Genomic DNA, 26,292 nt, shown 5'->3' on the forward strand with positions numbered 1-26,292 from the left:
CTTCTTCCTGAAAATCAAGCACTTCAGACGCATCGCCACGCGCTACGAACAGACCCCACGGGCGTTTATGTCAATCCTTTGCCTCGTCAGCGCGTTCATCTGGACCAAATGAATGTCAACGCGCTCTAGTCGAGCTCGACAACGGCGCCTCCGGTGTGATCGCGCTCAACCGCTCAGCCTGGGGCCGCAAGGGTCGCATCTTCGTCCAGCTCTTCGGCTCGAAGGGCTCCATCGTCTATGACCAGGAGCGCATGAACGAGGTCCAGGTCTACACGGCCGACGGAGCAGGAGAGACGCAAGGGTTCCGCACCATCCTGACCTCCCCGCATCACCCGCCTTATGATAAATTCATTCCCGCGCCGGGACATGGGCTCGGCTTCAACGACCTGAAGATCATAGAGTGCCGGGAGCTGATCCGCCGCATCGATGGAGAGGCCGCGCATCTGATCACGTTCGACGACGGCATTCGCATCGAGCGGGTTGTGGATGCGATTGCGAGAAGCGCGCATTCCGGCGTTTGGATAGACATCGCAACGGGAGAGGGCAGACAAGCCGCTTGAGGAGGTTCGATCATGAAAGTCGGGACAACGGCGGATCGGATCGTTATCGAATACGATATCGGGAAGGACCCGCAACAGATCTGGGCAGCCTTGACCGCTCCGGAGGCCATCGCATCCTGGTGGGGTGCGCATGTGAGCCTGGACGCGAAAGCCGGCGGCGCCTTCCGCGAAGAGTGGACGGATGAGACCGGGCGGAAGGTGGTCACGTCAGGGACCGTCAACCGATTCGAGCCACCGGAATTCCTCGAACTGTCCTGGGCCGATGAGGATTGGCCCTATGCGACGCAGGTCTCCATGATTCTCGATCCGGTCGCCGAGACGGGAACGCTTCTGCGGCTGGAACATCGCGGCTGGTCAGGGCTGCCTGCAGAGAAGAGACAGCGGCTCATCGAGCAGCATGCGGCGGAGTGGCATCACCACCTGCGGGATCTGGAGGCGTATCTCGAACGGTAAAGCTCCGCTCCCAGCGTACCTCTCACCTCATCCTGAGGAGGCGCGCAGCGCCGTCTCGAAGGAGGATCAAGAGTGCACTGGAGCCTCCTTCGAGACGCAGACTCCGTCTGCTCCTCAGGATGAGGTTTGTGTAGGTGGAGATGCGATATGCAGCTCAGCTGTCGTCAACCCGCGTGCGCTTTCATCACCTCGAGGAAGGCATCCGCATAGCGGTCGAGCTTGGCTTGACCCACACCGTGAATCCCGCCGAAGGCGCGGACTGTCGTCGGTCGCTTGGCCGCCATGTCGATCAGGCTACGATCGGAGAAGATTACATAGGCCGGCACGCCCTCTTCCTTGGCAAGCCGCGTGCGCAGGCCCTTTAGATCGAGGAGCAGCGGATCGTCGGACGGCACCAGGGATTCCGCTTCCATCCGGCCGCGCCGGCGGCGCCGCTCGGCCGGCTTCATGAGCACGTCGGAGCGCAGCTCGATCCGCTCCTGGCCTTTGAGAACGGCGACACCTTTATCGGTGAGCGTCCAGCGACCGTATTCCGCCAATTCCAATCCGATCAGACCTGCCGCATAGATCTGCCGCAGAAGCGAGCGCCATTCCGTCTTCGAGCGGTCGTTGCCGACGCCGAAGGTCTTCAGCTTGTCGTGGCCGAAGCGGCGGACGGAATCAGTTTCCTCGCCCATGAGGATGCTGATGAGATGCTCCGTGCCGAAGCGCTCGCCCGTGCGCACGATGGCGGAGAGAATCTTTTGCGCCTCGATCGTGCCGTCGAAGGACATCACGCCGTCGATGCACAGGTCGCAATTGCCGCAAGGTTCCGTGCTCTCGCCGAAATAGGCGAGCAGGGTCTGGCGGCGGCAGCGCGGCGCTTCGCATAGAGCGACGAGCGCGTTGAGCCGCTGTCGCTCGACGCGCTTCTGCTCGTCCGCCGCATCGCTCTCCTCGATCTGCAGGCGGCGCAGGCGCATGTCGTCGAGGCCGTAGAGGGTGAGCGTGTCGGCGGGCGCGCCGTCGCGACCCGCGCGGCCGATTTCCTGGTAATAGGCTTCAATGGATTTCGGCAGGGCCGCATGGGCGACGAAGCGCACGTCGGGCTTGTCGATGCCCATGCCGAAGGCGACGGTGGCCACCATCACCACGCCGTCCTCCTGCAGGAAGATGTCCTGATTCTTGGCGCGGTCCGCCTGGGCCATGCCCGCATGATAGGGCAGGGCGCGATAACCGGCTTGGCTCAGTGAGTCGGCCAGCCTCTCGGTGGCGTTGCGAGACGAGCAATAAACGATCCCGCTCTCGTGCCGGTGCTTGTCAAGGAAGGAGAAGAGCTGGCGCTTGGAATTCTCCTTCGATTGCATGGCAAGGCGCAGGTTCGGCCGGTCGAAGCCATGGATGAAGAGGCGCGGCTCCTGCTCGAAGAGGCGATGCATGATGTCGCCGCGCGTCGCCACATCGGCGGTCGCGGTGAGCGCGATGGTCTGCACATTCCCGAGGCGTTGACGCACCTCGCCGAGCATGGCGTATTCGGGCCGGAAGTCATGGCCCCATTGCGAGACGCAATGCGCCTCGTCGATGGCCAGCAGATTCACGCCGGCCCGTCCCAGCCATTCGGTGGTGCCGGTATTCGCCAGACGCTCCGGCGAGGCGTAGAGAATGCGCATGCGCCGGTCGCGCACCGCGTCGACCACGCGGCGATTCTCCTCCGGATCGTTGGCGGAGTTGAGGCTGCCCGCTTCGATCCCGAAATGGCGCAAAGCCGCCACCTGATCGCGCATGAGCGCGATGAGAGGCGAGACCACGAGAGTCAGCCCCTCACGGGCGAGCGTCGGCAGCTGAAAGCAGAGGGATTTGCCTGCACCCGTAGGCATGACGGCCAGAACGTCCTCGCCGGCCAGCACGGCGCGCACGATCTCCTCCTGTCCTTCGCGGAAGGAGGGAAAGCCGAAAACGTCGTGGAGAATCTTGGCGGGATCGATCACGTCTGCCGTGTGGCCGAGGAGAGGCTTCCCGTCAATGCGGCATCGGGAATCTCCAAGGGGATCCCGACGTGGGCCAGCACCCCTCGCGCGGCGGCAATGCCTGTGGCGAAGGTTGCCTGGAGCAGGTAGCCCCCGGTGGGCGCCTCCCAGTCCAGCATCTCGCCGGCCACGAAGACACCTGGCATTCGGCGCAGCATCAGGTGCTCGTCCACCTCGCTGAACGGCACGCCGCCGGCGGTGGAGATCGCTCGGTCAAGGGACTTCGTGCCCGTCAGCGTCAGGGGCACCGCCTTGATCAGGCGGGCCAGTGCCCCGGGTTCCGACGGAAGGGCAGGGGAGGCTTCCCGCAGCAGGGCAATCCCGACTGGACTGAGGCCGGCGCTCTTTCGCAGGAAGGTGGAAGCGGACTGGGCCTTTCGCGGAGCGCTCAGGCGTTTCGCCAGGACTTCCTCGGAAAGGTCAGGCCGCAGATCCAGGTACAGCGTGGCGTTGCCCATCCGCTCAATGGCATCGCGAAGCCTGGCCGAGAGGGCATAGACCGCTCCGCCCTCGATCCCGTCCACTGTCACGATGGCCTCGCCCTTCACGGTCGTGCTCTCGAAGGTCAGGGCGATTCGCTTCAGGGGCTGGCCCTCGAAGCGGCTGCGCACGATGTCGGACCACGAGAGGGTGAAACCCATATTGGCGGGGCGCAGGGGCGAGACCGCGATACCCTGTCGAGAGAGCAGTTTCACCCAGGTCCCGTCGGAGCCGAGCCGGGGCCAGCTCGCGCCGCCGAGCGCCAGGATGGTGGCAGCAGGCTTGACCCGAACTGACTCGCCAGCGGCATCGGTGAAGATCAGACGGACGTCCTCGTCCCATCCTTGCCAGCGATGGCGCAGGGCGAAGCGGACGCCAAGGCTCTCCAGCCGCGACAGCCAGACGCGCAGGAGGGGAGAGGCCTTGAAGGCCGTGGGGAAGACGCGGCCGCTGGAGCCCACGAAGGTCTCCTGTCCCAGCCCCTCGCTCCAGGCACGCAGATCCTCGGGGCGAAAGGCCTCGATCAGAGGCCGCAATCGCGGCTGGGCCTCGGCGTAACGGGTGACGAAACGCTCGAACTCTTCCGAATGGGTCAGGTTCAGACCACCCCGGCCCGCCATGAGGAGTTTTCGCCCGACGGACGGCATCCGGTCGTAGACGATGACCTTAAGGCCCGCATGTCCCAGAACCTCCGCGGCGATCAGGCCGGCGGGGCCGCCGCCGACGATGGCGACTTCGGGTGGGGAGGAGCTTGCGGGCATGCGGTCAGCTGACGCGGGAGGGTGTGGAATCTGGACCCTTACGCTTCAACATGGCATGGAGCGTCATCGGGTTCATGGCTTTTGCACATGAACGCCACAGGCACTTTTTGCAAGGGGAGCGGCGCTTGAATGCCGCCCGAAGGGGATATTTCATGCGTTCTCTTTTCATCCTGGGCTTGGTTGCCCTGGGACTGGCCGGCTGCGCGGGCGAATCGGCCCTGACACCCAAGGATGCCGTCCTGGCGAGCTCCACGAGCGATGCTGCCGAAGCCGCTCGACTGATCTCGGCCTATCGCGTCTCGCGAGGCCTGAGCCCGGTGTCGGTGGATTCCACGCTCAACAAGACCGCGGAGCATCAGGCGCGGGCGGTGGCGGCGGCAGGCCGGCTCAGTCATGGCAGCTTCGCCGGCCGCATGGGTGAATACGGCATCATCGGCTACTCGGCCGAGAATCTCTCGGCCGGTTCGGATTCGGTCGATGGCGCCATTGGGCGCTGGAAGGCCTCTCCGGGCCATAACAGCAATCTCCTGATGCCTCAGGCCCGCAAGATCGGCCTCGCCCGCGCCGATGCGAACAATCGCTACGGACGGTATTGGGCGCTCGTTCTCGGTCAGTAAGTCCGGGCACTAACGGAAGCGTGAAGCGTTAGGATCTCAGTTCCTCTCTTTTGCGCTTCGCATGACCCACCAACAAATGCTTGCCTTCGCCGTCATCGCCGGGATGATGGCGCTCTTCGTCTGGGGACGTTTCCGCTACGATCTTGTCGCTGTTCTGTCGCTGCTGGTCGCCGTGCTGATTGGCATCGTGCCCGCCGACAAGGCCTTCGAGGGCTTCAGCGACGACATCGTCATCATCGTGGCGAGCGCGCTTCTGGTCAGCGCCGCCATGGCGAAGTCCGGTATCCTCGAGGCAGGATTGAACCGGGTCGGGCCTTATTTGCGCACCACGCAGATCCAGGTCGTTGTGCTGGTGACCGTGGTGACGGTGCTCTCCGCTTTCGTGAAGAACATCGGCGCGCTGGCGATGATGATTCCCGTGGCGTTTCAGATCGCCCGGCGGACGAACACGCCGCCTTCGAGCTTTCTCATGCCGATGGCCTTCGGCTCCCTTCTCGGCGGCATCGTCACCCTGGTCGGCACCTCGCCGAACATCATCGTGTCTCGGGTCAGGCAAGAGCTTCTGGGCGAGCCGTTCGGCATGTTCGACTTCACGCCGGTCGGGCTCGGTATAGCGCTGGCGGGCGTCGCCTTCCTGGCCTTCGGCTACCGTCTGCTGCCGCAGGGCCGCAAGGGCTCCGCCTCCCTCTATGATGCTCTCGATATCAAGGATTATGTCACTGAGGCGCGGGTGACCCCCGAATCTGAGGTGATCGGGCAAACGGTGGCGGATTTGCACAAACTCGCCAATGGCGAGGTGAAGGTCGCGGCCATCATCCGCAACGAGACCCGCAGCTCCAGTCCCCTGCCGGATGCAAGGATCCGCGAGAACGACGTTCTCATGCTGGAGGGTGAATCGGATGCGCTCGAGAGCGCCGTTGTTCGGGCCGGGCTGAAACTGAGCCGAGAGCATCGCCAACCGGAGATGGAGGAAGCAACCGACGAGATCGGTGTCATCGAGGCGATCGTCGGGCCGAATTCCCGCTTGACCGGCCTCTCGGCGGAGCAGATCGGTCTCTATGAGCGCTTCGGGGTCAACCTCATTGCGGTCAGTCGCAGCGGCGTGCGCTTCAAGGAACGGCTGCGCACCATCACTCTGCGCTCCGGGGATGTCATTGTGCTGCAAGGCAACCTCAAGCGGCTGCCCGACACCTTGCGCGATCTCGGCTGTCTGCCCTTGGCCGAACGGGAGATCCGGCTCGGCAGCGCGCGGCGCAGCTTCATGCCGGCCGCGATCCTCGTGGGTGCCATGGTGCTCGTCGCCTTCAACATCCTGCCGGTGGCGATCGCCTTCTTCGGGGCGGGCGTCCTCCTCGTCCTGTTCGGCTCCCTCACCTTGCGCGAGGCCTACGAGACGATCGAGTGGCCGATCATCGTCATGCTCGGAGCCCTGATTCCGGTCAGCGAATCGATCCGGACGACCGGCGGCACGGACCTGATCGCGGGATGGCTCTCAATGGCCGCCAACATGTTGCCGCCCACCGGTGCTCTCGTGCTCATCATGGTGGCCGCCATGGCGGTGACGCCGTTCCTCAACAATGCGGCCACCGTGCTGGTGATGGCCCCCATCGCGGCGAGTTTCGCCACCCAACTCGGCTTCAAGCCCGACGCGTTTCTCATGGCGGTGGCCATCGGGGCAGCCTGCGATTTCCTCACCCCCATCGGCCATCAGTGCAACACCCTGGTGATGGGGCCGGGCGGGTACCGATTCGGCGATTACTGGCGGCTCGGGCTGCCGCTTTCGATCCTGGTGGTGGTGATCGGCGTACCGCTCATCATGCTGGTCTGGCCGCTGCAGTAATATTAATCAGCGAAAGATCGCCGTGAGGAGCAGGGTGGTGCCGGCCACCGACGACGAGAGCGCGACGATCATGGCCCAGATGTGCAGCCGGTCCCGCTCCTCCTGATTGAGCAGGGGGCGATAACGCGAATCCGAGCGACCGAAGATGAAGCTGGTATTCCGCGCCGGCCGAGGATCGTGAGGCAGCACGCAGAAGCTCGACCGCACCGCGTGATGGCGGACGCTGTAGGACGGTTCGCGGGAGAGCGGCGGGGTCATGGCGGGGCGCTACATGGGACAAGATTACGGGCGAGAGGTTCGCCCTAAAGCCGTGAACGAGTGGTAAAGGCGCGGAGCCACTTTCCATCGTCGTAAACCAAACCTTGATAGCCCTTCGATCTTCCCTGTGGATCGTCCGGACCATTCAGGGCTGTTATTTCATTTTCCAACGTTTTATGGTTATATTATGTCGTAACTTCAGCGGAAGAGGCGAATCATGATCAAGATCGCAACCGGGGCAGGCGCTCTAGCGGGGGTAGGCGCTCTTGCGATGGTGCTCCTTCTGGCCGCCTGTAATCAGAATGGAGCCGGATCGGTTGCGCTTGGAGCGGCCACGGGCCTGGATCCGACCGGCCTGTCCGGAACCGCGGTCAGTATGGTCCAGAGCGCTCAGCCCGAGCGGGATCCGGACTCGCAGAGCGTGGATTTCAGCCGATTCGCCTCACGTCTCTCCGATGTGGCTGCCGGCAACACGGCGCGACCAAATTATCTGGGTGAACTCGATCGCCAGTCGAGCCTGATGATGGCCAGGCACGCGGCTGGGATGGCCAGTACGGTTGCATCGGCTGCCATCGGCGGAGCCATGACCGGCGGTGTCGGCTTGGCGGCCGCGGCTCCTTCTCTCGCCATGCAGGCTGCAGCAGCAGGCATGACGACAAGCCAGCTGGCCGCCGCGAGAGGTCAGGCCAGCGCCGCCATCGCACAGGCGGAGGCTCAGCGGGCTGCCGAACAACTCGTTTCCGATGCGGATCGCCCTGCGGAGGCACAGGTCGTTCTCTCCATCCTCAATGGTGCCGGCGCAGCCAGCGCCACTTGGCAAAATCCGTCGACCGGGGCTTCCGGCAAGGTGAGCTTGAAACCGATGAACAAGAAGGCGTTCGGCGCGCTCGATTGCCGCCTCGTCCGGCGAGAAATGCGAAGCCGTGGCGCCACGCGGACCGGCGAGATGCTCGCGTGCCGAAGCCAACGGGGAATGGTACGACCTCTCCTGACCGCAGAAAACGGGTCGTGCGGCGGTCGGCTTTGTGTCATTTCCGATCGGTAAGATCCGGAATCGACCCTATGACGCAAGCCTCCATCCAAAAAACCATGACCGCGTCCGATTGGGCGCTGTTGGCCATTCTCTCGATCGTCTGGGGTGGCTCCTTCCTCTTCGTGGGCGTGGCCGTCCGCGAATTGCCGCCCCTGACGATCGTGGCGCTGCGGGTGGTGACGGCGGCCTCGGCGCTGCTTCTCACCTTAAGACTCATGGGGGTGGATCTGCCGCGTACCCGTCAGGTCTGGTCTGCCTTTCTCGGCATGTCGATCCTCAACAACGTCATCCCCTTCACCCTGATCGTCTGGGGGCAGAGCCATATCGCCAGCGGCCTCGCGTCCATTCTCAATGCGACGACGCCGCTCTTCACGGTGATCGTGGCCCATTACCTGACCGAGGACGAGCGCCTGACGGGACAGCGCTTCGCCGGCGTGATCGTGGGTTTTGCCGGCGTTGCGGTGATGATCGGGGCCGCGGCCTTCGCTTCGTTGGATGCGAGCATCCTGGCGCAGCTGGCGGTCCTGGGAGCGGCCCTCTCCTATGGCTTTTCCGGCGTGTTCGGGCGACGTTTCAAGACCATGGGCATTCCACCTCTTGCGACCGCAGCCGGACAGGTCACGGTCTCAAGCGCGATCCTTCTGCCCACTGCGCTGATCGTCGATCGGCCCTGGACGCTGGCGATGCCGAGCACCGGGGCGATCGTGTCCCTGGCGGCCCTCGGCCTGGTCTCGACGGCTTTCGCCTATCTGATCTTCTTCCGCCTGCTCGCGCGGGCGGGCGCCACCAATGTGGGCCTTGTGACCTTCCTCATCCCGGTCAGCGCCATCCTGCTCGGCGTGCTCGTCCTCGGCGAGACCTTGGCGATGCGGCATATGGCCGGCATGGCTCTGATCGGCGGAGGCCTCATCCTGATCGATGGCCGCCTCCTCTCGGCTTTGAAAGCGCGGTTCAGCGTTAAGGAGCCGGCGCCGCACGGAAACGGTTGAACATCATGTCGGGCGCGCTGGTATTGTGGCGCGAGGGAACGAGCCTGCCCATCCACGCATCGGTCACCTTGGCGCCCGGAAAATTCATGATCGGCTCTTCGCGCCAGGAGCGGGCCCCAGCCTCCCGTACGGCGATGCGCGCCACGTCGGCGTTGAACTCGGTCACGTACATGGAACGCAGCCCTGCGAAGGGCAGGCCGGAGACACCCAGATCGAAGGCGACATCCAAGGTCATGCGCTCCTCATTGAGGGCCTTGACGGCAACGGTTGATTTGCCGCCCTTCGCCAGGGTCAGCGTGAAGGTCATGGTCTTCGGGTCGAAGGCCACGTCCTTGAGATTCACCACGGGCCGCTGGTCGAATTCCACCGGGCCGACGAGGAAAGAGGAGCCGTAGGAGGTCCAGTCCAGATGCTCGGGCGGGAGCGGCTTGATGCGCCAATAGCCGTCGCCCGGATAGATCACGAGCACTTCCACCGCCTTGTCGCCGCGCTTCTTGAGCAGCTGAAGGAGATGGATCCTGTGCGTGACCTTGTCGCCGATGGTCACCGTGACGTCGCTCGGGCGCCAGAACTCGGTGAAGGACAGGCCCATGATCCGGAGATTTCCATCCTCGTAGAGGGTGTTCATGGTGGGATGCGGCTTGGCCGAGGTTTCCTGCGTGATGTCCTCACAGGCGGTCCAGTCCGGCTCCCAGCGGTCCTGGCGCAGGGACCCCATATAGGCCGGATGCACGGCCTCGATCTGGAAATGCTTGACCTCGGGCGAGGCGAAGTTGATCGCCACGTTGTCCTTCTCCGCGCACAGCACCGGTTCGCTGGTATTCGTCACGTCCACGGCCAGCCCGTCGAGGGTGGCGGCACCCGCCGTCGAGGCAAGACCGAGGAATCCGAGGGCGATGAGCCGGGGAAGGAGCATGGGCATCGTGAATGTCTTTGCGGAAGCTGAAGCGGAGGGACGCGCCAGAGATAGCGCGGTCCGATTATGCAGTCGAGCCAAGAGCGCTTTGCAGCCGAGCCTGTTGATGAGGCATGGCTGCCATCGCATCTATGGGGTTAGGGATCGGGGGTGGCCTGTGATAGGGTGAAGCCCGTCCTGAAGCGTGGCTTTGGGGGGTGAAAGGCCCAAAAGCCCCCTGATCTGCCCGATTTGAGGCCGCTTTTCTTGAGTTTTCGATGATGCGCCTGACCTTGAGCCTGTCCGACAATCCCGCCACGACCTCGGTCGAGCGGGCGATCATGGAATTTCGCAGCGCCCGTCCCGTGGTGATCGACGGGACTGAGGGCAGCGCGCTCGTGGTCGGCGTCGAGACCCTGGACGAGGCCATGGCCCTCGAGATCGAGGCCGTTGCAGGCGGCCACGCCCATCTCGTCCTGCCGGCAGCAAGGCTCCGTCGCCTCGGCCTCGAGCGTGAGGTTCCCGGCCGGGTGGCCCTGCCGGTGGTGGATCGGAACCGCGTGGAAACCTTAGCCCTCAAGGTCGATGGTCGCATCGACGCGCCGGTTCGCCCCGCCGACGAGCTGGACGGCGAGGCGCTGGAATTGGCCCGCCTGTCGCTCGTTCTGCCGGCCGTGATCGTGGTGCCGCTGGCGAAGGGTATCGAGATCGCCCCGTCACTCGTGCGCGTGTCGGGCGAAGCCGTTCGCGGCTATCGTCGGGCCAAGGCCGCCGACCTGAAGATCGTCAGCAGGGCGCCGGTGCCGCTGGAAGACGCTCCCACCAGTGAGTTCGTGGTGTTCCGCGGCGGCGAGGGCCTGCGCGATCAGGTGGCGATCGTCGTCGGCAGGCCGGATGTCTCGAAGCCGGTGACCGTGCGGCTGCATTCGGCTTGTCTCACGGGCGATCTCTTCGGCAGCCTCAAATGCGATTGCGGCGACCAGCTACGCGAGACCGTACGCTTCATGGCGGAGCATGAGGGCGGCATCCTGCTCTATCTCGACCAGGAGGGACGCGGGAACGGCATCGCCAACAAGATCCGCGCCTACAAGCTCCAGTCGCAGGGCTACGACACCTACGACGCCGACGAGGTTCTGGGCTTCGAGGCCGATCAGCGCCGCTTCGATTTCGCCGCCGCGATGCTGCAGGGGCTCGGTGTCGGCAAGGTCCGCCTGATGACCAACAATCCCGAGAAGATCGCGGCGCTGACCAAGGCCGGCCTCGCGGTGATTTCCGACCACCGCGTGCTGGGGCGTCCGACGGCGGAGAATGTCAGCTATCTTGCCGCCAAGCGCGACCGCGCCGGCCATTACATCGACCTCGAGGGCATGCTCGCCTGCTCGAACAAGGATTAGCGGTTAGCGCCGCAATATTCCTGTCAAGCTTGTATTGTCACTGTAAAACAATGTTCTAGCTTCTCCTTAAGGCGGAAAGGACCGCTCCGGCCCGACCGCTACGCCATGCATGCCAGCTTCCGCTGGCAGGTTGAGGGGGGAAAGCCCATGTGGAGCCAAGTCTATAATCCGTTCAACAATGCGACGTTGTCGACCATAGCGGCCGCCATTCCGGTCGTTCTGCTCTTGGTGATGATCGCCTCCGGCAAGGTGAAGGCACACATTGCCGCCGTCATCGCTCTTCTCGCGGCGATCGCCGTCTCCGTCTTCCTGTTCACCATGCCCACCGGGCTTGCCACACGCGCCGCCTTGTTCGGCGTCGCAACCGGCATGTTCCCGATCGGCTGGATCATTCTGAACGTTATTTTCCTCTATCGGCTGACGGTGGAGAGGGGGTATTTCGCCACGCTTCAGCAGTCGGTCGGCAACATTACGACCGACCGACGCCTTCAATTGCTGCTCGTCGCCTTTGCCTTTGGGGCTTTCTTTGAAGGCGCAGGCGGCTTCGGCACGCCGGTTGCCGTGACGGGCGCCATCCTCATCGGTCTTGGCTTCTCGCCGCTGGCGGCCTCCGGTCTCTCGCTGATCGCCAACACCGCTCCGGTCGCCTTCGGCGCCCTCGGCGCGCCGATCCAGGGCCTTGCTTCCGTCACCGGCTTCGATCCTTACGTTCTCGGTGCCATGGTCGGCCGTCAGCTGCCCTTCTTCTCGCTCATCGTGCCGTTCTGGCTTATCGCGGTGTTTGCGGGGTTGCGCGGCATGATGCAGATCTGGCCTGCGATCCTGGTGTGCGGCGTCTCGTTCGCGATCCCACAGTTCCTGATCTCGAATTACATCAATCCCTGGATCGTCGACATCGGTGCATCTCTGATCTGCATGGCGTGCCTCGTCGGCTTCATGCGAATCTGGCACCCGAAGGAGATCTGGACCTCGCCGGCCCTGCGCACGCGCGACGATTCGGTGGGAACCCTGACCCGGCCTGCTCCCCTGAGCGCCGCCACACCCACCATGACCCCTCAGGTGGACCGGGGAGAGGTTTTTCGTGCCTGGGTACCGTGGATCATCCTCTCCGTCATCGTCGCGATCTGGGGCACGGGCTGGTTCAAGGCGCTCGTCAACCCAATCTTTACCTGGAGCTATCCCGTCCCAGGCCTGCACAACATGGTGCAGAAGGTTGCGCCCATCGTGGCCAATCCGACGGCGGAGCCTGCCGTCTTCGCCTTCACCTACCTGTCCTATACGGGCACGGGCGTGCTGATCGCAGCCATCATCGCCGGTTTCGTCATGGGTTTCTCCCCCTTGCGGCTCATCACCGCCTGGTTCGAGACGATCTGGGTGCTGCGCTATTCTCTCATCACCATCGCGGCGATGCTGGCCATCGGGACGCTCACCCGCTTTTCAGGTGTCGACGCAACGCTCGGATTGGCTTTCGCCGGGACGGGAATCCTATATCCGTTCTTCGGCACCTTGCTCGGCTGGCTCGGCGTGGCGCTGACGGGCTCTGACACCGCGTCCAACGTCCTGTTCGGTGGCTTGCAGAAGATCACGTCCAACCAGCTTGGGCTGTCACCCATCCTCATGGCGGCGGCGAATTCGTCCGGCGGCGTCATGGGTAAGATGATCGACGCGCAATCCATCGTCGTGGCGTCGACGGCGACGAACTGGTTCGGGCATGAGGGAAGCATCCTGCGCTTCGTGTTCTGGCACTCCATCGTGCTCGCCTGCCTCGTCGGCGGGCTCGTGATGCTGCAGGCCTATGTCCATCCGTTCACGGAAATGGTCCTGCACTGACGGAAGACGTGGGATAAAAGAAAGCCGCCGCCGGAGAGATCCGGCGGCGGCTTTTGTCAAAGAAAACTACCGGGCCGGCATGCCGGTTTCGACGATCTTCGCCCAGAGCGAGACGCCGTAGGGGCTCGCCTCGTCGTTGAAGTCATAGGCCGGGTGGTGGACGCCGGCCGTGTCGCCGTTGCCGAGGAAGATATAGGCGCCCGGGCGCTGCTCCAGCATGTAGGAGAAATCCTCCGCGCCCATGAGGGGGAGCACGGTCGTGTCGACGGCATTCTCACCGCTGACGGCACGCGCGACGTTTGCCATGAACTCGGTCTTGTCGGGATCGTTCATGGTGACCGGATAGCCGCGGTCATAGTCGATTTCGGCCTTGGCCCCGAAGGCGGCGCAGACATTCTCGACGATGGCGCGGATGCGGGTCTCGGCGAGATCGCGCACGTCCGGAGAGAGGGTGCGCACGGTGCCGAGAAGCATCGCGGTCTGCGGAATGACGTTGAAGGCATCGCCCGCCTTCACGGTGCAGACGGAAACCACCACGGAATCGAGTGGATCGACGCTGCGCGAAGCGACGGTCTGAAGGGCCGTGATCACGTGAGCCGACACGACCACCGGATCGATGCAGTCGTGCGGGCGCGCCGCGTGGCCGCCCTTGCCTTCGATGTTGATGGTAAAGCGGTCCGCTGCCGCCATCATCGCGCCGGGCCGGATGGCGAACTGGCCCACGGGAATGCCCGGCATGTTGTGCATGCCATAGACCTCGTTCACGCCGAAGCGCTCCATCAGGCCGTCCTTCAGCATTTCGTTGCCGCCGCCGCCTTCCTCGGCCGGCTGGAAGATCACCACGGCCGTGCCGTCGAAATTTCGCGTCTCGGCCAGGTACTTCGCAGCCCCGAGCAGCATCGCCGTGTGGCCGTCATGGCCGCAGGCGTGCATCTTGCCGGGCACCTTGGACTTGTGCGGAACGTTCGTCGCCTCCTCGATGGGCAGCGCGTCCATGTCGGCGCGAAGACCGATCACCTTGCCCGAATTGTTCGAGCGGCCCTTGATCACGCCGACGACGCCGGTCCGCCCGAGCCCGGTCACGACCTCGTCGCAGCCGAAGCTCTTCAGCTTCTCCGCCACGATGCCGGCTGTGCGATGCACGTCGAACAGGAGCTCCGGGTTTTCATGAAAGTCGCGACGCCAGGCGGCGACTTCATCGGCAAGGTCGGCGACGCGGTTGATGATCGGCATGAACGTTCCTCGGGTTAACGAATCCGCAAGCCGTCAGCCAAGCAGAGGCAGGGCCTCTCCGTCAATCCTTCTTCACGAGGGAGAAGGAGGTCGTTACACTGTGCGGCGCAGAGCGGCCTTGGGACGCTTCGTGCGGAATTGCCCGCGCTCGATGGCGACGAAGATCAGCACCAGAACCACGAGCGCCGTGAACCACCAGACCTGCGCGGTGCCAATGCCGAGACAGCCGAGAGTGAAGGCGCACGCGAACGCGGCCATGATGCCGGGCGCCACGGTGGCACGATGGCTCTTCGCGCCGACGACGGCCTGATACAAAAGAACGCTGCCGGCCGCCGCGCCCACCAGTCCGAGTTCATACCAGATCTCGAACAGCAGCGTGGATGGCGCGCTCGGTGGAACCAGTCCGAAGAAGCGGCCGCGCAGGGCGGTCTCCAGGCCGTGTCCTGTCAAGAGCCGCAGCGGCTCGTCCAGAATGATCCGGCGCCACACCTCGAGGCCAAGGGTCGTCGGGGAGTTTGCACCGAGCAGGCTGGCCGCCACGGGCTTCAGGATGAAGGGCAGGACCGGTGCAAACAGCAGAAGGCCTGCCATGACGAAGCCGATCAAGCGAGAGCCGAAGACCGGATTCCATGCCGTGACGACGAAGACAACGGCGCCTGCAGCCAGACCGTAGAGGGGCAGGCCGTCACGCGTGAGGAGGGAGCAGATGGCAACGGCGAGCGCAAGGCCGATGGCTTCCAGGTTGCGTCCGCGGGAGTGGAGCCAGGCGATGGCAGGCCAGAGCAGCAGAACGAGCATGAGCATGCCGCGCTCCAGGCTCAGGCCCTCCGGGTCGAAGTGGCTGCCGCCGGTGATCGTCAGGGAAATGGCGATCAGGGCCGCGAGGCCGACGCCGACGGGGAGAAGATAGAGGTTGGCCGAGCGCATGCGCTCGGGAATGGCGAGATACCCGCCGAGCCCCATGAGGGCCATGCCGATGATGTTGAGAAGCCGCTCGGAGGCCTGGGGCAGAAAGGGAGTCCAGACCAGGGACAGCCCTGCCCAGAACAGCAGGACCAGCCCGGCCACTCCGCCCGGAGAGGCGGCAAGCGCGGTGAGCTTATCCCATGCATGCCTCGCGCCTCCGTCGAGCACCGAGGCGAGGACGAGGAGAATGACCGCGAGAGGCGCCATCACCACCAGCGCGCGCCGCGTGAAAAGGGCCGCCAGGGGTACGGCAAAGAACAGGATCGCAAAGCCGAGGCGTCGCAGCATGGCGGCGGCATCGGCTGAAGGATTGGCCGTTTGGGAAACGGAGCGGATCATGGAGGTGGACAATCGGCGGTTGAGTATTCAGGAGCGCAAAGCGTAATGGACGGGAGCGCCAAAAGCTGTAGGTGCGATGCAACACATCCCAGCCCTTGTGTCTTTTGGGAGAGCATGCCCTCCTTCGTCATCACCGGCCGTGTGCCGGTGATCCCGATCCGAAAGGCGCGGCGCTCTTCCAATCGAGATGGCCGGCGCAAGGTCGGCCATGACGTGGGAAGGTTCCTAGCCCTTTTGTCCCCGGATGAAGTTGATGATGCCGGAAAAGTCGTCGCCCTCGTGTCCGGCATTGTTGAACAGGGCATAGAGCTGGGCCGCCTCGGCACCCAACGGCGTCGAAGCTCCCGAGCCGAGGGCCGCCTCCTGCGCCAGCTTCAGGTCCTTGAGCATCAGCGCCGCCGCGAAGCCCGGCTTGTAGCCGTTATTGGCGGGCGAGGCCGGCACAGGGCCGGGCACCGGGCAATAGGTGGTGAGCGACCAGCACTGGCCCGAGGACGTGGAGGCGACATCGAACAGCGCCTGATGCGACAGTCCGAGCTTTTCGCCGAGTACGAAGGCTTCCGCCACGCCGATCATCGAGATTCCGAGGATCATGTTGTTGCAGATCTTCGCCGCCTGACCCGCGCCCGCCTCGCCGCAATGCACGACCTTCTTGCCCATCTTGGAGAGGATCGGCTCGGCCCGGTCGAACGCTGGCTTGGCGCCACCCGCCATGAAGGTGAGCGTGGCACCCCTCGCGCCGCCGACGCCCCCGGACACCGGCGCATCGAGGCTCAGCAGGTTGCGGCCCTGCTCGCGGGTCATGACATGCGCCTTGAGCGCGCTCTCCACATCGATCGTGGAGCAGTCGATGAGCAGCGTGCCTTCCTTTACCGAGGGCAGGATGTCGGTCCAGACCGAGAGCACATGCTTGCCGGCCGGCAACATGGTGACGACCACCTCAGCGTCTCGCACGGCGTCCGCCGTGGATCCCGCAATGCTCGCTCCGTCGTTCCGCGCCTGATCGCAGGAGGCGGGTGAGAGATCGAAGCCGGTGACGCTGTGCCCGGCCCTGATGAGATTGGCGGCCATCGGCCCGCCCATGTTGCCGAGGCCGATGAAGGCGATGCTGGTCATGAGACTCCTCCCGGATTGTAATGTGACGTTCGGCTGAGCAGCCAGAATGCGCCCGCTGCCATGACGATACCGCTGCCGGCATGCAGCAAGAGATGTTTCGGGCTCTCGAAGCCCCGCTCCAGAAAGACGAGGATGACGTCGCCGGCAGGAATGAGAATTGTGAGCCCGAGCACTGTGCCTACGATGCGACGGGTCGACAGACGCGACAGGGCAGCGAGATATGCCCCGAAGGCGAGGTCGCGCAGGCCGATGGCCGGGACATAGGACAGGCCCAGCCCCTCGGGCGCCGCGATTCCGAAAAGCGCTGCCCCGGCGCGCGGCGCGAAGATGAACAGCAGCCCCAAGAGTACGAACACGCCCGACAAGGCGAACACGAACCAAGTGCTCGGCTCGTGCAAAGGCAATCCCGATGGTTCGCTCCTGGCCGTCATGCGCGTCGCGCCACCCACAGGGCTCCGCAAAACGCGAAGCCGTAGAACCACAGCATCAGCGATCCGAAGACCTTGTCGAGGGCAGGATCGAGCTGCGGGAAAAAGACTGCGAAATGCGAACCCACGGCGGCCATGATCAGCATGCCCGGAACGGCCGCCAGACCCATGACATGGATGGCAGCTTTTCGCGGCACGCGCAGGATGCGGTCGATCGACAGACCAAATCCTAAGCCGAGCACCGCTCCTGCCGTGAAGTTGAGCTGGAACGGTCGGCGTCCCTCCAGGAAGAACCACGGCCCTGCCCACGAGAACAGCGCGAAGATCGCCGCGGCGATGCCGAAGCCGAGGCCGAGCGATCTCACCATCATCGGTTGCCGCGTCCCACCAGGTCGCGCGCCACGATCAGGCGCATGATCTCGTTGGTGCCCTCCAGGATCTGGTGCACGCGCAGGTCCCGCACGATCTTCTCGACGCCGTAATCGGCGAGATAGCCGTAGCCGCCATGGAGCTGCAGGGCATCGTTCGCCACCTGGAAGCCCACATCGGTCGCCATGCGCTTGGCCATGGCGCAGAGCTTCGTGGCATCGAGCGCCTTCGCATCGAGGGCGGAGGCCGCACGCCACAGGAAGGTGCGCGCGCATTCGAGCTCGGTGGCCATGTCGGCGAGCTTGAACTGCAGCGCCTGGAAATCCGCGATGCGCTTGCCGAAGGCCTTGCGGTCGCCCGTATAGGCGAGTGCCTTGTCCAGCGCCGCCTGAGCGCCGCCCAGCGAGCAGGCGCCGATATTGATACGCCCGCCGTCGAGGCCCGACATGGCGATCTTGAAGCCCATGCCCTCATCCGAGAGCCGATTGGCCACGGGCACGCGCACGTCCTCGAAGATCACGGCGGCGGTGGGCTGCGCATTCCAGCCCATCTTCTTCTCCTGTGCGCCGAAGGAGACGCCCGGCATGTCCTTCTCGATCACGAGGGTCGAGATGCCGGACGGGCCGTCCTCGCCCGTGCGCACCATGGTCACGTAGATGTCGGATGTGCCGGCGCCCGAGATGAACTGCTTGACGCCGTTGACGATGTAATGATCGCCATCGCGCACGGCCTTCGTCTTGAGCGCGGCCGCATCCGAGCCCGAGCCCGGTTCGGTCAGGCAATAGCTCGCGATCAGTTCCATGGTGACCAAGCGCGGGATGTAGCGGCTCCGCTGCTCCTCGGAGCCGTAGCGGTCGATCATCCACGTCGCCATGTTGTGAATGGAGAGATACGCCGAGATGGCCGGGCAGCCGGTGGCGAGCGCCTCGAAGATCAGCGCCGCGTCGAGCCGCGTCATGCCCGATCCGCCCACATCGTCGCGGGTGTAGATCGCCGCCATGCCGAGGCTTGCGGCCTCGCGCATCACATCCACGGGAAAATGCTTCTTCTCGTCCCATTCGAGGGCGTGAGGGGCGAGGTTGTCCGCCGCGAAGGCGAGCGCCATGTCGCGGACGGCGATTTGATCGTCGGTGAGTGAGAACTGGGTCATGGGCCTAAATCGTCACGACAGAGGCGCTTCGTGCACCCCGACTTTGGATCTAGAGCATCCTTCGGCGAAGTGGCCTGAGGTCACGCAAAAAGATGCGGCCTCGAAAAACAAATGGCCGGGATCTATGTCCCGGCCATCATGATCGTGCCTACTTCATCGTCGGAATGGAAAATTCCGCGCCTTCCTTGATGCCGGAGGGCCAGCGGGACGTGACGGTTTTGGTCTTGGTGTAGAAGCGCACCGCGTCCGGGCCATGCTGGTTGAGGTCGCCGAAGCCCGAGGCCTTCCAGCCGCCGAAGGTGTAATAGGCCAGCGGCACCGGGATCGGCACGTTGATGCCGACCATGCCCACATTCACCTTGGAGGCGAAGTCGCGGGCAGCGTCGCCGTCGCGGGTGTAGATCGCGACGCCGTTGCCGTATTCGTGGTCGGAGGGGAGGCGCAGCGCCTCGTCGTAGTTCTTGGCCCGCACAACCGAAAGCACGGGCCCGAAGATCTCTTCCTTGTAGATGCGCATATCGGGGCGCACATCGTCGAAGAGGCAGCCGCCCATGTAGAAGCCGTCCTCGTAGCCCTGCATCTTGAAGTCGCGGCCGTCGACCACGAGCTTGGCGCCTTCCTGGACGCCGAGATCGACGTAGGAGCGCACCTTCTCCATGTGCGCCCTGGTGATCATCGGGCCAAAATCAGCGGAGGGATCGGTGGAAGGGCCGACCTTCAGGCTCTCGACGCGCGGGATCAGCTTGTCCATGAGCGCGTCGGCCGTGGCCTTTCCGACTGGCACCGCCACCGAGACCGCCATGCAGCGCTCGCCGGCCGAGCCGTAGCCGGCGCCGATCAGCGCATCCGCCGCCTGGTCGAGATCGGCGTCGGGCATGATAATCATGTGGTTCTTCGCGCCGCCGAAGCACTGGGCGCGCTTTCCATGCGCGGTGGCGCGGGAATAGACGTACTGGGCGATCGGCGAGGAGCCGACGAAGCCCACCGCCTTGATGTCCGGATCGTCGAGGATCGCGTCCACCGCTTCCTTGTCCCCGTTGACCACGTTGAGGATGCCGGCTGGAAGGCCCGCCTCGATCATCAGCTCGGCGAGGCGCATCGGCACGCCCGGATCGCGCTCGGAGGGCTTGAGGATGAAGGCATTGCCGCAGGCAATGGCGGGCGAGAGCTTCCACAGCGGGATCATGGCCGGGAAGTTGAACGGCGTGATCCCGGCGACGACGCCGAGCGGCTGACGGATCGAGTACATGTCGATGCCGGGGCCGGCGCCTTCGGTGAACTCGCCCTTCAGGAGGTGCGGAATCCCGGTGCAGAACTCCGCTACCTCGACGCCGCGCTGGATGTCGCCCTTCGCGTCGGGAATGGTCTTGCCATGTTCGCGGGCGAGCATTTCGGCGAGCGTGTCGGTTTCCTTCGCGATGAGCTCGAGGAACTTCATCATCACGCGGGCGCGGCGCTGCGGATTGGTGGCGGCCCAGGCCGGCTGCGCGGCCTTGGCGTTCTCCACCGCCTGGTGCAGCTCGTCCTTGGAGGCGAGCGCGACCCGGCCGAGGACCTCGCCGGTCATGGGCTGGAAGAATTCGGTGGTGCGACCCGATTTGCCGGGAACCTGCTTGCCGCCGATGAAATGTCCGACCTCGCGCATGGCGTCTCTCCTCCTCAAGGGTGTTTTTCGTGGTCTTCTTCTATCATTGTTGAAATCGCACGACTATGGGTGAAACCAAAGCACCGTTGTGCGAAAACACCAATACGGCAAGGGCACGGGCATGAGCGCATTCGATTGGGACGATCTCCGCTTCTTCCTGGCCGTCGCCCGGGCCGGGCGCCTCACCGCCGCCGCTCGCCAACTCGAGGCGGACCACACCACCGTGTCCCGCCGCATCTCGGCCCTGGAGGCGGCGCTCAAGGCCAAGCTGTTCGAGCGCAGCCCTCAGGGCTACACCCTGACCGAACAGGGGGAACGACTGCTCAAGCACGCGGAGACCATGGAGACCCAGGCTCTTGCGGTGGCGAGCGAACTCGGGGGCGCCGATCTCGCGCTCTCGGGGACCGTGCGTATCGGCGCGCCTGACGGGATCGGCACCTATTTCCTCGCGCCGGAACTCGGCGCCCTCGCCGAGCGGCATCCGGGCCTCACCCTGCAGCTCGTGGCGTTGCCGCGGACCTTTTCGCTCTCCAAGCGAGAGGCCGACATCGCCGTGACCCTGGAACAGCCGACGGAAGGGCGCCTCGTCTCACGCAAGCTCACCGATTATCGCCTCAGGCTCTATGCCTCGCAGGATTATCTCATGCGGCACGGGCCAGTGACGGAACTGTCGGATCTGACGGGCAAGACCCTCGTCACCTATGTGGCCGACCTGCTCTACAGCCCCGTGCTCGATTACTTCTCGGCGCTCGAAAAATACACTGCCCGCCGGTTCGAGTGCGCCAGCGTGGTGGCGCAGGCGGAGGCCGTGCGGGCAGGCGTCGGCATCGGTGTCCTGCACGATTACGCGGTGCGCCAGTTCCCGGAGCTCCAGGTCGTGCTGCCCGATGTGTCCTACCTGCGCACCTACTGGCTCGTCACCCATGCCGATGTGCGGTCCTTACGCCGGGTGGAGGAGGTCTATTCTTTCATTTTGAGCCGGGTGCGAGCCAATCGCGGGTTATTTGTCTGAGGCTTCGCCCTTCACGCGGGCTTCTTATGGGACTAAGTCAGAGGTCAAAGGACAACCCATGGAGATCCCAATGCCCTCCAAGCTCGACCAATTGCGCGCCATGACGGTCGTCGTTGCCGATACCGGCGACCTCGACGCGGTGCGCCGCCTGAAGCCTCAGGACTGCACCACCAACCCGACCCTGTTGCTGAAGGCGGCCGAGACCCCCGCCTATGTCCACATCATCGAGGAGGCCCTGGCCTGGGGCCGGTCCCAGGGCGGTAGCCGCGAAGGCGTAGTAACGGCGATCTGCGACCGGCTGGCGGTGGCCTTCGGTACCGAGCTTGCGAACATCGTGCCCGGCCGCGTCTCGACGGAGGTGGATGCTGATCTCTCCTTCGACACCGAGGCGACGCTCGCCAAGGCGCGCGCCATCATCAAGGCTTACGAGGAGCGCGGCATCGGACGCGAGAAGATCCTGATCAAGATCGCCTCCACCTGGGAGGGCATCCGCGCCGCCGAGATCCTCGAGAAGGAAGGCATCGACTGCAATCTCACGCTCCTGTTCAGCCAGACGCAGGCTCAGGCCTGTGCGGAAGCGGGCGTGTTCCTGATCTCGCCTTTCGTCGGCCGCATCCTCGACTGGCACGTGAAGGCCGGCGGCGGCCCCTACACGGGCGAGACCGATCCGGGCGTGCTCTCCGTGCGCAAGATCTACGCTGCTTACAAGGCTCAAGGCATCAAGACCGTGGTGATGGGCGCCTCCTTCCGCAACATCGGCGAGATCGAAGCGCTCGCCGGCTGCGACCGCCTCACCATCTCGCCCGCGTTGCTCGACGAACTGGCGAAGGCCGAGGGCGAGCTGCCGCGTAAGCTCTCGCCGGACGCCATCGAGACAATCCAGCCCCTGCCGCGCCTCGACGAGAAGAGCTTCCGCTTCGCATTGAACGAAGACGCGATGGCAACCGAGAAGCTTTCCGAGGGTATCCGCTCCTTCGTGAAGGATCTGCGCGGCCTGCGCACGCTCGTGGCGCAGCGGTTGGACGAGGCGAAGGCGGCTTGAGATCGAAAGAAACGTCATCCCGGACAGCATAAGCCGATCCGGGATTGCAAGACGAGAAAAGCGCTGACTAGGACTTTTCACGTCATGGCCGGGCTTGTCCCGGCCATCTCGATAATGTGAAACGCCGCGCCTTGCGTAGTCGAGATCACCGGCACAAGACCGGTGATGACGGAAAGCAAGCGCCTCATTCTGCACACGATCCCGGATCTTCGCTTACGCTCTGTCCGGGACGACGCATCGTCAGAGCCTCGTTACTTCTTTCCCGCCAGCGCCTTCTCGCGGATCGCCGTGAGCGACATGGTCGGCGTGATGACTTCCGGATCGATGATGCAGTGGAGGATCGCCGGCTTGCTGGAGGTCAGGGCCCGCTGCAGGGCAGGGCCGAACTCTTCCGTATTCGCCACACGCTCGCCATAGCCGCCGAAGGCCTTGGCATAGGCTGCGAAGTCCGGGTTCTTGAGCATGGTTGCCGAGACGCGGCCGGGATAATCGCGCTCCTGGTGCATGCGGATCGTGCCGTACATGCCGTTGTCGAGCAGGATCACCAGGATCGGCAGGTCGTATTGCACGGCAGTGGCGAATTCCTGCCCGTTCATGAGGAAGTCGCCGTCGCCGGCGAACACCACCACAGGGCTGTCGGGCTGGATGCGCTTGGCGCCGATGGCAGCGGGCACGCCATAGCCCATGGAGCCGGAGGTCGGAGCGAGCTGCGTGCCGTATTCGCGGAAGGGCCAGAAGCGGTGGACCCAGGTGGCGAAATTGCCTGCGCCGTTGCAGAAGATCGTATCGGACGGCATCACCTTGCGAAGATGCGCCATCACCTCGCCCATCTGCAGGCCGCCGGCGGTGCGGATGGCGCTCGGATCGCTCCAAGCGAGATAATCAGCATGCGCCGTCTTCGTGCCTTCGCTCCACGGCAGTGAAGCCGGCGGATGTACGCCTTCGAGCGCCGCCGTGAAGGCGATCGGCGAGGCGTTGACGGCAAGGTGCGGGGAATAGACCCGGCCGAGCTCGCTCGGATCGGGATGGATATGCACCAGCGTCTGCTGGGGTGCCGGAATGTCGAGGAGTGAGTAGGCCTGGCTCGGGATCTCGGAGAGGCGGCCGCCGACGAGCAGGACGAGATCAGCTTCCTTGATGCGCGCCAGAAGCTTCGGGTTCACGCCGAGCCCGAGATCCCCGATATAGGAGGCGTGATCGGCAGGAAACAGCATCTGGCGGCGGAAGGTGCAGGCGACCGGCAGCTCGAAGCGCTCGGCAAAGCGCACGAAACGCTGCACGGCTGTTTCCGACCAGCGGCTGCCACCGAGGAGTGCAATCGGGTTCTTCGCGCCGTGCAGAAGCTTCTGCAGCTCCGCCATCTGCGTGAGACCCGGATGCGTCTCGATGATCTGGTAGCGCGGCGCATCGGCCACCGCTGCCATCTCGGTCAGCACGTCTTCCGGCAGCGCGATCACGACCGGGCCGGGACGGCCTGAGGTCGCCACATGGAAGGCGCGGGAGACGATCTCGGGGAAGCGCGCCGGATCGTCCACCTCCGTCGCCCATTTGGCGAGCGGGCCGAAGGCGGCGCGGTAATCGAGCTCCTGGAACGCTTCGCGCTCGCGCATGCCGCGCTCGATCTGGCCGACGAACAGGATCATCGGCGTGGAATCCTGCTTGGCGATGTGAATGCCGGGTGAGGCGTTGGTCGCGCCGGGGCCGCGGGTGACAAAGCAGATGCCGGGCCGGCCGGTGAGCTTGCCATAAGCCTCCGCCATCATGGCCGCGCCGCCTTCCTGGCGGCAGACCGTGACGTTGATGCTCGCATCATGCAGCGCATCGAGAGCCGCCAGATAACTCTCGCCCGGAACGCAGAAGATGTGATCGACTCCGTGGATGAGAAGCTGATCGACGAGGATCTGGCCGCCGGTGCGGGAGGGCTCGGTCATGGAAGGCTCGCATTGTTGAGAGGGCAGATAACAAAACGGAGGGCTAAAGCATCGGACCCAAAAGTGGACGCCACTTTTGGGATCCAATCCGATGCCTTCTTTTTGATGAGAGCATCGTTGTGCGCGGAAACCCGGATCCACTTTTCCGCACGATGCTCTAACACCCTCCGCCGGATTGTTGAAGCGATCAGGCGTCGACGTCAAACTTCACGCCCTGGGCGAGCGGAAGCGTCGAGCCGTAATTGATCGTGTTGGTGGCGCGGCGCATATAGGCCTTCCAGGCATCCGAGCCCGATTCACGGCCGCCGCCCGTTTCCTTTTCGCCGCCGAAGGCTCCGCCGATCTCGGCGCCCGAGGGTCCGATGTTGACGTTGGCGATGCCGCAATCGGAGCCGGCTGCCGACACGAAGGCTTCGGCCTCGCGCAGGTTGAGCGTGAAGATCGACGAGGAGAGACCGGCGCCGACAGCGTTGTGCAGCGCGATCACCTCGTCGAAATCCGAATAGCGCATCACGTAGAGGATCGGCGCGAAGGTCTCGCGCGTCACCGGGCCGGTCTGGCTCGGCATCTCGACGAGCGCCGGACGCGCATAGATACCGTCATTCGCCACATCCGTGGTGCGTCCGCCGCCATGCACCTTGCCGCCGGCCGCGTGAGCCTCGTCGAGCGCGCGCTCCATGCCGTCGAACGCCGCCTTGTCGATCAGCGGGCCGACGAGCGTGCCCTCAGTGCGCGGGTCGCCGATCTTCACGCTGCCGTAGACTTTCACGAGGCGCGGCACGAGCTGGTCGTAGACGCTCTCGTGCACGAACAGACGGCGCAGCGTCGTGCAGCGCTGACCCGCCGTGCCCATGGCCGCGAAGGCGATGCCGCGGAGCGCGAGATCGAGGTCAGCGGAGGGCGCCACGATGGCCGCATTGTTGCCGCCGAGCTCCAGGATCGCACGGGCGAAGCGGGCGGCGAGCTTCGGGCCGACCTGACGGCCCATCGCGGTGGAGCCGGTGGCGGAGAGAATCGGCACGCGGTGATCTTCCACAAGGATCTCACCCACTTCACGACCGCCCAGCAGCACCTCGCAGAGGCCTTCCGGCACGCCGCCGAAGCGCTTGGCGGCACGTGCGACGATGGCCTGCGTGGCAAGCGCCGTCAGGAGGGTCTTTTCAGAAGGCTTCCATACCACGCTGTCGCCGCAGACGAGGGCGAGCGCCGCGTTCCAGGACCAGACCGCAACGGGGAAGTTGAAGGCGGAGATCACGCCGCAGACGCCAAGCGGATGCCAGGTTTCCATCATGCGGTGATCGGCGCGCTCGGTCGCGATGGTCAGCCCGTAGAGCTGGCGGGAGAGGCCGACGGCGAAATCGCAGATGTCGATCATCTCCTGCACCTCGCCGAGGCCCTCGGAGACGATCTTGCCGGCTTCCAGGGTCACGAGACGGCCGAGATCGTCCTTGGCGGCGCGCAGTTCCTCGCCGAGAAGGCGGATGAACTCGCCGCGCTTCGGCGCCGGGATCTTGCGCCAGGTCTTGAAGGCGGCGTCGGCCCGGCCGATCGCCGCCCTGGCCTCGTCCGGCGTGGTCTCGCGCACATGGGCGATCACCTCGCCGGTGATCGGCGACATGGCCGGCCGGCCGGTCGAGGCGAAGGCGCTCTCCGGCACGCCGAGGCGCGCGAGAATGGCGCGGGCCTCATCCGCAACGGAAGCGGGCGCGGAGGATACGGGTTTCAGGCTCGCGGTCATGTCGGGTCTCCCTGGATGCGGGCTGAAGGCTCATAAAGGCCTACCACCCTCGCTTGTCTTGAGAACAAGAAGACGGCGGCTTTCATGCCACCGTCTTAATGCATGACCGGATGAGCTGGGAACTGCTTTTCCCGAATAGGGTCATGCCATTTTGTAAAGAACTTGGACCGCTCCCGCTTCAGCGGCAGCGGTCACATAGTCCAGCCT

The 26,292-nt window shown here is 64.6% G+C and carries 22 protein-coding genes and 1 pseudogene; 10 read left to right on the top strand and 13 right to left on the bottom strand.

Going from position 1 to position 26,292, the window contains the following annotated elements; translation table 11 throughout:
• Positions 1–92 precede the first annotated feature (92 nt).
• Positions 93–560, top strand: a pseudogene (locus FS320_RS05465) (Gfo/Idh/MocA family oxidoreductase); the annotation flags it as partial.
• A 12-nt stretch (positions 561–572) separates the two neighbouring features.
• Positions 573–1,013: an SRPBCC family protein gene (locus FS320_RS05470; protein ID WP_152710086.1), complete on the top strand. Its 441-nt coding sequence runs from the start codon at positions 573–575 to the stop codon at positions 1,011–1,013.
• A 164-nt stretch (positions 1,014–1,177) separates the two neighbouring features.
• Here the strand turns inward: FS320_RS05470 and recQ are convergent, their stop codons facing one another.
• Positions 1,178–2,980: a DNA helicase RecQ gene (gene recQ, locus FS320_RS05475; RefSeq protein WP_162002843.1), complete on the bottom strand. Its 1,803-nt coding sequence runs from the start codon at positions 2,978–2,980 to the stop codon at positions 1,178–1,180.
• Positions 2,977–4,260 (bottom strand): BaiN/RdsA family NAD(P)/FAD-dependent oxidoreductase, encoded by a 1,284-nt coding sequence (locus FS320_RS05480; protein ID WP_152710087.1) that lies wholly within the window; start codon positions 4,258–4,260, stop codon positions 2,977–2,979. The genes recQ and FS320_RS05480 overlap by 4 nt, the downstream gene beginning before the upstream one ends.
• 152 nt (positions 4,261–4,412) lie before the next feature.
• Here FS320_RS05480 and FS320_RS05485 point away from each other — a divergent pair, with 152 nt between their 5' ends.
• The gene (locus FS320_RS05485; protein WP_152710088.1) at positions 4,413–4,877 is read left to right on the top strand and encodes a CAP domain-containing protein; all 465 of its coding nucleotides are present in this window, start codon (positions 4,413–4,415) and stop codon (positions 4,875–4,877) included.
• Between the two features lie 61 nt (positions 4,878–4,938).
• Positions 4,939–6,717: an SLC13 family permease gene (locus FS320_RS05490; RefSeq protein ID WP_152710089.1), complete on the top strand. Its 1,779-nt coding sequence runs from the start codon at positions 4,939–4,941 to the stop codon at positions 6,715–6,717.
• Between the two features lie 6 nt (positions 6,718–6,723).
• Here the strand turns inward: FS320_RS05490 and FS320_RS05495 are convergent, their stop codons facing one another.
• A complete protein-coding gene (locus tag FS320_RS05495; protein WP_152710090.1) occupies positions 6,724–6,975 on the bottom strand; it encodes a hypothetical protein in 252 nt (83 codons plus the stop codon).
• A gap of 217 nt (positions 6,976–7,192) precedes the next feature.
• On the opposite strand from FS320_RS05495, the gene FS320_RS05500 reads away from it, so the two are divergent.
• Both FS320_RS05500 and FS320_RS05505 read left to right on the top strand, forming a co-directional pair.
• Positions 7,193–8,020 carry a hypothetical protein gene (locus tag FS320_RS05500; RefSeq protein ID WP_152710091.1) on the top strand — a complete coding sequence of 276 codons (828 nt, stop codon included), beginning with the start codon at positions 7,193–7,195 and terminating at the stop codon, positions 8,018–8,020.
• A 17-nt stretch (positions 8,021–8,037) separates the two neighbouring features.
• A complete protein-coding gene (locus FS320_RS05505) occupies positions 8,038–8,997 on the top strand; it encodes a DMT family transporter (RefSeq protein WP_152710092.1) in 960 nt (319 codons plus the stop codon).
• Here the strand turns inward: FS320_RS05505 and FS320_RS05510 are convergent.
• Entirely contained in the window at positions 8,966–9,919 is a 954-nt protein-coding gene (locus FS320_RS05510; protein WP_152710093.1) for a hypothetical protein, read from the bottom strand. The two genes, FS320_RS05505 and FS320_RS05510, sit on opposite strands and share 32 nt — an antisense overlap.
• Positions 9,920–10,173: 254 nt before the next feature.
• Between FS320_RS05510 and ribA the strand changes: the two genes are divergently transcribed.
• Entirely contained in the window at positions 10,174–11,286 is a 1,113-nt protein-coding gene (ribA, locus tag FS320_RS05515; protein ID WP_152710137.1) for a GTP cyclohydrolase II RibA, read from the top strand.
• Positions 11,287–11,433: 147 nt separating this feature from the next.
• A complete protein-coding gene (locus tag FS320_RS05520) occupies positions 11,434–13,116 on the top strand; it encodes an L-lactate permease (protein WP_152710094.1) in 1,683 nt (560 codons plus the stop codon).
• A gap of 66 nt (positions 13,117–13,182) precedes the next feature.
• On the opposite strand, the gene FS320_RS05525 is transcribed toward FS320_RS05520, so the two are convergent.
• From FS320_RS05525 to FS320_RS05555, 7 genes are all read right to left on the bottom strand, one after another.
• Positions 13,183–14,349: a M20 aminoacylase family protein gene (locus tag FS320_RS05525; RefSeq protein ID WP_152710095.1), complete on the bottom strand. Its 1,167-nt coding sequence runs from the start codon at positions 14,347–14,349 to the stop codon at positions 13,183–13,185.
• Between the two features lie 93 nt (positions 14,350–14,442).
• Positions 14,443–15,654, bottom strand: coding sequence for a peptide ABC transporter permease (locus tag FS320_RS05530; protein WP_152710096.1), 1,212 nt, complete (start codon positions 15,652–15,654; stop codon positions 14,443–14,445).
• Between the two features lie 225 nt (positions 15,655–15,879).
• A complete protein-coding gene (gene mmsB, locus FS320_RS05535) occupies positions 15,880–16,770 on the bottom strand; it encodes a 3-hydroxyisobutyrate dehydrogenase (RefSeq protein WP_152710097.1) in 891 nt (296 codons plus the stop codon).
• Positions 16,767–17,201, bottom strand: coding sequence for a DUF4267 domain-containing protein (locus FS320_RS05540; protein ID WP_152710098.1), 435 nt, complete (start codon positions 17,199–17,201; stop codon positions 16,767–16,769). Before FS320_RS05540 ends, mmsB begins: the two co-directional genes overlap by 4 nt.
• Positions 17,198–17,569: a DUF5367 family protein gene (locus FS320_RS05545; RefSeq protein WP_152710099.1), complete on the bottom strand. Its 372-nt coding sequence runs from the start codon at positions 17,567–17,569 to the stop codon at positions 17,198–17,200. The genes FS320_RS05540 and FS320_RS05545 overlap by 4 nt, the downstream gene beginning before the upstream one ends.
• Complete coding sequence (locus FS320_RS05550; RefSeq protein WP_152710100.1) at positions 17,566–18,717, bottom strand: isobutyryl-CoA dehydrogenase; 1,152 nt, start codon at positions 18,715–18,717, stop codon at positions 17,566–17,568. Before FS320_RS05550 ends, FS320_RS05545 begins: the two co-directional genes overlap by 4 nt.
• A gap of 148 nt (positions 18,718–18,865) precedes the next feature.
• Entirely contained in the window at positions 18,866–20,362 is a 1,497-nt protein-coding gene (locus FS320_RS05555) for a CoA-acylating methylmalonate-semialdehyde dehydrogenase (protein ID WP_152710101.1), read from the bottom strand.
• Between the two features lie 121 nt (positions 20,363–20,483).
• Between FS320_RS05555 and FS320_RS05560 the strand changes: the two genes are divergently transcribed.
• Complete coding sequence (locus tag FS320_RS05560; protein WP_152710102.1) at positions 20,484–21,374, top strand: LysR family transcriptional regulator; 891 nt, start codon at positions 20,484–20,486, stop codon at positions 21,372–21,374.
• A 70-nt stretch (positions 21,375–21,444) separates the two neighbouring features.
• Complete coding sequence (gene tal / locus FS320_RS05565; protein ID WP_152710103.1) at positions 21,445–22,416, top strand: transaldolase; 972 nt, start codon at positions 21,445–21,447, stop codon at positions 22,414–22,416.
• Positions 22,417–22,667: 251 nt separating this feature from the next.
• On the opposite strand, the gene FS320_RS05570 is transcribed toward tal, so the two are convergent.
• Together FS320_RS05570 and amaB are read right to left on the bottom strand one after the other, a co-directional pair.
• Positions 22,668–24,347 (bottom strand): thiamine pyrophosphate-binding protein, encoded by a 1,680-nt coding sequence (locus FS320_RS05570; protein ID WP_152710104.1) that lies wholly within the window; start codon positions 24,345–24,347, stop codon positions 22,668–22,670.
• A gap of 187 nt (positions 24,348–24,534) precedes the next feature.
• A complete protein-coding gene (amaB, locus tag FS320_RS05575; RefSeq protein ID WP_192926252.1) occupies positions 24,535–26,085 on the bottom strand; it encodes an L-piperidine-6-carboxylate dehydrogenase in 1,551 nt (516 codons plus the stop codon).
• Positions 26,086–26,292 lie beyond the last annotated feature (207 nt).

Origin of the sequence: Microvirga tunisiensis, assembly GCF_009296175.1 — a bacterium.
GTDB classification, from domain to species: Bacteria; Pseudomonadota; Alphaproteobacteria; order Rhizobiales; family Beijerinckiaceae; genus Microvirga; species Microvirga tunisiensis.